Source organism: Nonomuraea sp. NPDC001684 (genome assembly GCF_053596515.1).
The window spans coordinates 1-2821 of the sequence record NZ_JBSFGJ010000740.1 but is presented as its reverse complement, the minus strand read 5'-3'; the positions used below and the strand labels follow the sequence as shown (position 1 = coordinate 2821).

Genomic DNA, 2821 nt, shown 5'->3' with positions numbered 1-2821 from the left:
GGGGCTGTCCAACCCGGAGATCGCCGCCCGGCTGTTCGTCAGCCGGGGCACGGTCAAGACCCACCTGGCGCACGTCTACGCCAAGCTCCAGGTCGCCAACCGCACCGAGCTGGCCCGCGCGACCGCCGCCCGTCCCGCCGGCGAGGGGGACGAGGTCAGGCGTCCGGGTTGAGTTCGCGGCGGATCGCCTGGCTCGCCGCGCGGTGCTCGGCCGCGGCGGCCGGGTCGCTCCCGTCGAGCACGGCCGCGATGCCCTCGTGGGCCAGGGCCTCCTTGTGCCGCGCGCCCACCTTGGGCGCCAGGTCGAGGGCCTGGCGGTGCAGGCGCAGCGCCTCCTCCGGCAGGCCGGCCAGGCGGCAGGTCTCGGCGTAGCCGTAGAGGAAGTGCACCTTCCAGTGCTCCTCGAACAGCTCGTCCAGGAGGGCGAACGCCTCCCGGTGGCTCTCCAGCGCCTCCTCGTGGCGGCCCATCTGGCGCAGCGCGACGCCCAGGCAGTTGAGGCACCACGCCTCGTTGTGCTTGTGGCCGTCCTCGCGGGCCAGCTCCAGGGCCTGGCTCAGGTGCTGCGCGGCCTCGCCGGGCTCCTCGTGGACGATCGCCATGCCGAGGGTGATCCGGGCGGTCAGCGTGGCCGGCCAGCCGGGCTCGCCGTGCGTCCGCGCCAGCACGTCGCGGGCCAGCCGGGCGGCCTCCTCCCGGCGTCCCAGTTGCAGCATCGCCCACGCCTCGTCGGCGGCGGCGTGGGCCGCGCCGGTCGGGCAGCCGGCGTCGGCGTAGAGCCGGGCCGCCTGCCGGAAGAGGTCGAGCGGCTCCTCGACGTGGCCCTCGTCCCAGCTCAGGTAGCCGCGGCGCATCATCAGGTCCGCCGCGGAGCGGGCGTCGCCGGCCTGGGACACCAGGGGGGCCGCCGCCTCGTACGCGGCTCCGGCCTCGGCCATGCGGCCCGCGTTGTAACGGGCGAAGCCCAGGTCGCTGTGCGCCTCGGCGAGCTGCCACGGGTCGCCCAGGCGTTCGGCCGCCGCCAGCGAGCGTTCGAAGAGCACGTTGAGGTGGGTGGTGCCGCAGCGCCGGGCGAAGAACGCGCGCATGAAGCGGGGCAGCTCGCACGCGTGCGCGTCGGCGCCGGTGGCGACCGCCACCTCGAAGGCGCCCATGAGATTGGTGTACTCCGCGCCGAACCAGCCCAGCGCCGCGTGCTTGCTGCCGAAGGCCGGCAGGGCGGCCGGCGGGCTGCCCGCGGACGCGGCCCGGCTGCCCGACTCGTACGGCATCGCGGCGTCGGCGGCGGCCGCCGCGTGCACGTAGTAGTCGAGCACCCGGCCCAGCGCCTGCTCCCGCTCGGCCGGCGTGTCCTGCTCCTCGGCGGCCCGGCGCGCGTGCTGGTGGACGAGGTCGTGCAGCGTGTACCGGCCGGGCGAGGGCTGCTGGACGAGGTGGGCGTCGAGCAGGTCCTCCAGCATCGCCCGCGCGTCGCGCAGCGGCACCCCGGCCAGGGCGGCGGCCACGTAGTCGTCGAAGGAGGACCCGGACAGCAGGCCCAGCAGCCGGAACAGGCGGCGCTGTGCCCGGTCGAGCTGGCGTACGGACATGGCGAAGGCGGTGTCGAACTCGCTCGGCCCCTCGGCCATGCGCTCGACCAGGATGCCGACGGTCCAACCTGGCCGGTGGCGCAGCCGGGCTCCGGCCAGCCGCAGGGCCAGCGGCAGGTGGCCGCACAGCCGCAGCACCTCGGCCGCCGCCTCCGGGTCCTGGGCCAGCCGCCCGTCGGGCCCGCTGGGGTCGCCGCTGGCACGGGCCAGCAGCTCGGCGCTCTCCTGCGGGGTGAGCACGTCCAGCGAGACGGGCGGCACCTCCTCCAGGCCCAGCAGCCGGTTGCGGCTGGTGATCAGGGCGACGGACTCGCCCGCGCCGGGCAGCAGCATGCGGACCTGGTCGGCGCCGGCGGCGTTGTCGAGGACCACGACGGCCCGCCGCCCGGCCAGCTCGGCCCGCCAGCAGGCGGCCAGCGGCTCGATGCCGCCCTCCTGCGGGATCTTCTCCGAGGGCACGTCGAGCGCGGCGAGCAGCGACCGCAGCGCGGGGTCGGGGTCGAGCGGTTCCCGCCCGTCGGTGAACCCGTGCAGGTCCAGGTAGAGCTGGGCGTCGGGGTAGTCGGCGGCGAGCCGGTGCGCGGCGTGCACGGCCAGGCACGTCTTGCCGACGCCGGCCATGCCGTCCACGGCGACCACCCGGCTCTGCGCGACCGCGGCGAGCACGGCGTCGAGATGGGCCGCGCGCCCGGTGAAGTCCGGCACGTCGCGCGGCAGGTCGTTGCGCGGCGGACGGGGAGCACCGGCGGGCGCCGAGGGCGGCTGGACCTGGCGGCTCGTCTTGGGCGGCGCCGGAAGGGGGTTGGCCGCCCGGTCCCACAGCGGGCGCAGCGGGCGCGGGTCGCGCTTGACCAGGCGGCACAGCTCGATCACCGCGGCCCACGGCGGCACCGACTGGCCGCTGAGGTAGCGCGACAACGACGACGAGCTGAGGCCCGTCTCGCGGGCGAGCGCCCGTACGCCGTGCCCGGAGAGCTCCTGGAGCAGGCGCAGGCGGGTGGCCAGCTCGTCCTGGGGGTCCGCCGTCTGCTGTCGAGTCACGCGTTCCTGCCTCTCTGTCCCGTCGCGGAAGAAACTTACCGGGACGAATCGCCGCAGGCCACCGGCATTCCGGCTGTCCCACGGTGTCCCACGGGCATCGTCGCGGCGGGGCCGCTGCGCTGAGATGGAGTCACGCCCCGGGGGACGGGGCGCCGACCAGGAAAAAGGGAGAAACCACCATGCAGTCCCGG

The 2821-nt window shown here is 76.0% G+C and carries 2 protein-coding genes; one reads left to right on the top strand and one right to left on the bottom strand.

The genetic code is table 11. The annotated features are described in order from the left end of the window. Positions 1–4: 4 nt before the first annotated feature. Positions 5–172, top strand: coding sequence for a response regulator transcription factor (locus ACWCSD_RS50980; RefSeq protein WP_449926846.1), 168 nt, complete (start codon positions 5–7; stop codon positions 170–172). Here ACWCSD_RS50980 and ACWCSD_RS50975 read toward each other — a convergent pair. Further along, on the bottom strand, positions 156–2630 hold the full coding sequence (locus ACWCSD_RS50975; protein WP_449926843.1) for an ATP-binding protein: 2475 nt from the start codon (positions 2628–2630) through the stop codon (positions 156–158). The genes ACWCSD_RS50980 and ACWCSD_RS50975 overlap by 17 nt on opposite strands. Positions 2631–2821 lie beyond the last annotated feature (191 nt).